This is a genomic window from Herpetosiphon llansteffanensis, from assembly GCF_003205875.1.
In the GTDB taxonomy this organism is placed as follows: domain Bacteria; phylum Chloroflexota; class Chloroflexia; order Chloroflexales; family Herpetosiphonaceae; genus Herpetosiphon; species Herpetosiphon llansteffanensis.
The window spans coordinates 1-4,746 of record NZ_PUBZ01000012.1 but is presented as its reverse complement, the minus strand read 5'-3'; the positions used below and the strand labels follow the sequence as shown (position 1 = coordinate 4,746).

Below are 4,746 nucleotides of genomic sequence, written 5' to 3'. Positions count from 1 at the left end.
TAGTCTCGTGGGCTCGGAGACGTGTATAAGAGACAGATCGGGGATTGGGCTTTAACGCAGAGGTGCGGAGATGTTATGGCTTTTGACTGTCGGAACGATTATTCTGATTTTAAACCAAACTTCGCTAGCCCATAGCCCATAGCCCATAGCCATACTAACGCTGCGCCTCTGCGTTAAACTCGGTTACACTCGTTGTTTAGTTTTTTGGAAACCACGGCAAGAAAGCGCTGGTTTTGGCAATGTAATCTGCATATTGAGGCTTGGTTTTGACCAAGGTGCGTTCTAAGAGCATCACGCCGGAAACTCGAATAATCAACAAGGTCATGAGCAATGCGCCGATAATTTGCCAATAGCTGCCAGCGGCAATTGAAAAGAGCGCATAGCCCCACCACACTGCCGAATCGCCAAAATAATTGGGGTGCCGCGTGTAGCGCCATAAACCAGAGCGTAGCACTTGGCCTTTATTGGCCGGATTGGCCTTGAAGCGGCTGAGTTGCCAATCGCCAAAGGCCTCAAAACTAAAGCCAATTAGCCAAACTGCAATCGCTAAATAATCGATCCAGTTCCAGCTTTTAACCCCAGTTTGGGCACCAAGCAAGGTTACTGAAATAATCAACGCCAAGATGCCTTGGAGCAAAAATACTTGGAAAAAGCTAAACCACCAATAGCGCTTGGCTCCGTAGCGCCGCCGAAACTCAACATAACGAAAATCTTCTGGCTTGCCCCAATTGCGCCAGCCAATGTAGAGCGTTAAGCGCAAACCCCAAATCGTCACCAAGCTGCTGATAAGTAGTTTGCGTTGGTCATCGCCTTGGGCTTGGCTAAAATACCACCAGGTTAAAGCCACAAAACACATGCCCCAGCAAATATCCACAATGCTGGCATTGGTAATTTTGACACTCCACAACCACGCCAGCGTCAGCGGAACCATCACGACTGCCAAACCCAACCCCCAAATTAGCCAAAAACTCATTCGAACCTCACACGGCTAACGCACCCAAATATCATAACCACCCAAATGCACACGCATTCGATAGGGCGCAACTTGCAGCATGGCATCAAAGCCCATCGGGCGTACCGCGCCATAGGTCACAATGACTTTTGGCGGTTTGCTGCGTAACTGTTGCAACGTCTCGTCGAGCGCATTGGGTAAAATTGCTAAGGGATAATCGTAGGGAAAACGGCTTGGAACCGCATACTGACCATACAAGTAAATTTCTGGCTCGGCAGCCCACACCCAGACACTGGTTTGCTGGCCCACATTGCTATCGATCCATTCGACCACTTTAGGCGCGAGGGCAAAGAATTCGCGGCCATCAACGCCATACAGTTGTTCAATTTGGGCTTCGGGAGTCTTATTATACAACGGCCAGAGGCTGCTCAAGGGCAAAAGCGCCAGCAAAACCGCAATCAAAACAATCGAAAAATCTTTGTATTGCTGCAAAAAGCCAAAGCGTACTTTGGCCAAACCACCAGCAAACACTGCCAAGGCTGGCACCAGCGCCTGATAATAATGGGGATAGGCGCGCAAACTGACAAAGGCACTGGCAATCAAGCCAAGGCTCCATAAACCAGCGAGGATCAAACTTGGCCAGTAGCGCCGCCGTCGCCATGCCAGCGTTGCGCCCATAATGCCCGCCACCACTAAAAGCAGCAACGAGCGCCAAATTGGCCAAAGTTGGCTGACGGTGGCATTGGTTTGCTGCAAATAGGTTGTGTTATAGGTCCAGTTGGCTTCAACAAAATCGCTCCAGCCACCAGCAATCGCAAAATAGAGCACGGTTGGAATCAACACTAATGCCAAGCCATCGACAATCAGAATTGCGCGCCCAATCCGTTCGTTGACATCGCCTTTAATCGCCAGGGTTGTGACAAACAGCGCTGGCACGATTAAGAGCGCTACTGGTTTGGCCAAAATCGCCAGCGCCGCCGCAATTCCTGCAAGCATCCACCAAGCTTTTTGCCCGCTATCAAGCGCTTTCAGGCCAAACAGCAAGACCAAGCCACTTGGCAAGAGCATAATCGCTTCGCTGTTGAAGGTCACGCCTTGCAGAAAAACGGCGCTATTCCAGCTTGCCACCAAGATTGCTGTCAGCACGCCTGCAACCTCGGAGCGCCACAAGCGCCGCCCAGCGCGCCACATCACCAAGGTTGTGACCAACAGCCAGAGCGTTGCCCAAACCCGAATTGCCTGCACAGGCTCTGTGCCAACTAAAACAGGCGGAGCATAGGCAGCATAGACAAACGGCGGTTTATGGTCAAAACGGTCGCGGTAGGGAATCGCCCCATCGGCCCAATCGCGGGCAATTACGGCATAGGCAGCTTCATCGCGCTCAAGCGGCAGTTGATGCAACGGCATGCGCAGCAGCCAAATCAGGCCACAAACCGCGCCAATCACTGCCCACAAGGCCAAGCGTCGCCGCCGAAAACGTCGCAACATGGCTTTAATCCCCCACACCAAAAGATTGCTAGCCGCAATGATACTGGTAAATTGGCAAAAAGCCTAAAAAATAGCCCAGCCGTGCAAATTAATGCTGGCTGAGCCATTTAATTAAGATTTGAGCTTTGTTTTAGCCGAGATACAGCGCCATCACCAAGAAGTGGCAAACGCTGCCGCCCATCACAAAGCCATGCCAAATGGCGTGGTTGTAGGGCAATTTTTCCCAGCGATAGAAAATTACGCCAGCAGTGTAAGTCAGGCCACCAGCTACCAGCAAGGCAAAAGCCCCGCCCGGCAAACTTGCCACCATATCATCCCACGCCATCACTGAGAGCCAGCCCATGCCCACGTACATCAAGGTCGAAAGCAGTTCAAAGCGCTTAATGAAAAATAATTTAAAGCAGATCCCTGCAAAAGCACAGCCCCAAATCAAGCCAAATAACGTCCAAGCCAAGCTGGTTTGTAAGCTGACCAACAAAATCGGCGTGTAGGTGCCTGCAATCAACAAATAAATTGCACAATGATCGAAAATTTTGAGCAAATATTTGGCGCGTGGGTTGCGAATGCTATGATACAGCGTCGAGGCCAGATACATACAAATCAAGCTCAGCCCATAGACTGTGAAGCTGGCGATGCGCCATGGATCGCCAGTGTTAATCGCCATGACCAATAAAATCACCAAGCCTGCCACGCTCAAGGCGACCCCAATGCCATGGGTAATCGCGTTGGCCAATTCTTCGGCGGCTGAATATTCTGAGTAGTGCACGTTGCGCTCTTGCATTGCTTTTGCCATATAACCTCCAGTTAAGCGATGGTTTGCTGATGTGTATTATACCTCGTATTGCAAAGTACTTTGTAGTATCAGGTATAGTTCTTTTAGGCTAGCCAAGCGAGCGATTTTTGCTATACTTGGCGCGCAGCGTTGCACCACGAGAGTGAAGATTCCTGTAGTTCGAGGTATTTGCCATGGCCAATTTGCCAAGCTACGATTTTGCCGATTTGATTAAAGCTGACCATGACGCTGAATTTTTGTTAACCTGTTTCGCTGAAGTATTGCACGAGTTAGGCGAGGCTGACCTTGCTGGCTATCTTGGGTTGCCCACAACAATCCCAACTCATGCCCCAATCTCTCCAGAACGGGCAATTCAAGCGGCCTCGCTCAGCTTTCAATTGCTGAATATGGTCGAGGAAAATGCCGCTGCCCAACAACGCCGCCTGCGTGAATCAGCCGAGGGCTTCAACGCTGAAGTTGGTTTGTGGGGCAATACCCTGCAAAGCTTGAGCCAAGCAGGCTTCAGCGCCGAGCAAATTGCCGCTGCGCTAGGCCAAATTCAGGTTGAGCCAGTACTGACGGCGCATCCAACCGAGGCCAAACGGGCAACCATGCTTGAGCATTATCGACGCTTGTATTTGCTCTTGGTCAAGCGTGAGAACCCAATTTGGACTCCGCTTGAGCAACAAGCCTTGCGCAATGAAATTAAAGTCGAGCTTGAGCGGCTTTGGCGCACTGGCGAAATTTTCCTGGCCAAGCCCGATGTTGCCGATGAATTGCGTAATATTATTCATTATTTGCGCCATGTTTTTCCCGCCAGCCTTGCCACGCTTGATCTGCGTTTGCAACAGGCTTGGCAACTCCAAGGCTTTGAACTGAGTCTGTTGCCACAAACTGCGCAATTGCCACATGTGCAATTTGGCACATGGGTTGGCGGCGATCGCGATGGCCATCCCTTGGTCACGGCTGCGGTCACGCGCTTTGCCCTACAAGAATTACGCCGCAATGCGCTCGATGTGCTGCACGAGCAATTAGTCCAATTAGTGATCAAATTAAGCTTATCCGACCGTTTGCAGCCACCGCCCAGTGCTTTGCTTGCTGCCCTCGATAGCACTGCCGCCGCGCTTGGCCAACAGGGTCAAATCGCTTTGGCGCGCAATCCCGAGGAGCCATGGCGACAATGGATCAACCTCAGCATTGCGCGTTTGCCCGAAGCAGGCCAGCCACGCCAGCCTTGGCACTATCGCACAAGCAACGAGGTTGTGGCCGATTTGCAATTTTTGGCCGAGCAACTGAACGCGGTTGGTGCGCAACGGTTGGCGCTCAACGATCTTCAGCCAGTAATCCGCAGTGTGCAAAGCTTGGGCTTTCACAGCGCGGTGCTCGATATTCGCCAAAACAGCAAATTCCACGATTTGGCAATTGAGCAATTGCTGCAAGCCGCCGGATTCAGCGATTATCACTTTAGCAGTTGGACGGAAGAACAACGGCTGGAGTTGCTTAACCGCGAGTTGCACAGCGCCCGCCCATTTGC

General features: G+C 51.4%; 4 protein-coding genes. 1 reads left to right on the top strand and 3 read right to left on the bottom strand.

Going from position 1 to position 4,746, the window contains the following annotated elements; genetic code table 11:
- Positions 1 to 196: 196 nt before the first annotated feature.
- The 3 genes from C5S61_RS01065 to trhA all read right to left on the bottom strand — a co-directional run bounded on the left by C5S61_RS01065 (position 197) and on the right by trhA (position 3,233).
- Complete coding sequence (locus tag C5S61_RS01065) at positions 197 to 973, bottom strand: DUF1295 domain-containing protein (protein WP_110513285.1); 777 nt, start codon at positions 971 to 973, stop codon at positions 197 to 199.
- A gap of 15 nt (positions 974 to 988) precedes the next feature.
- On the bottom strand, positions 989 to 2,440 hold the full coding sequence (locus C5S61_RS01060) for an ArnT family glycosyltransferase (RefSeq protein ID WP_110513284.1): 1,452 nt from the start codon (positions 2,438 to 2,440) through the stop codon (positions 989 to 991).
- Between the two features lie 130 nt (positions 2,441 to 2,570).
- Positions 2,571 to 3,233, bottom strand: coding sequence for a PAQR family membrane homeostasis protein TrhA (gene trhA, locus C5S61_RS01055; RefSeq protein WP_110513283.1), 663 nt, complete (start codon positions 3,231 to 3,233; stop codon positions 2,571 to 2,573).
- Positions 3,234 to 3,406: 173 nt separating this feature from the next.
- On the opposite strand from trhA, the gene C5S61_RS01050 reads away from it, so the two are divergent.
- The coding region (locus C5S61_RS01050) for a phosphoenolpyruvate carboxylase (protein ID WP_124033359.1) at positions 3,407 to 4,746 on the top strand (1,340 nt) is incomplete at its 3' end.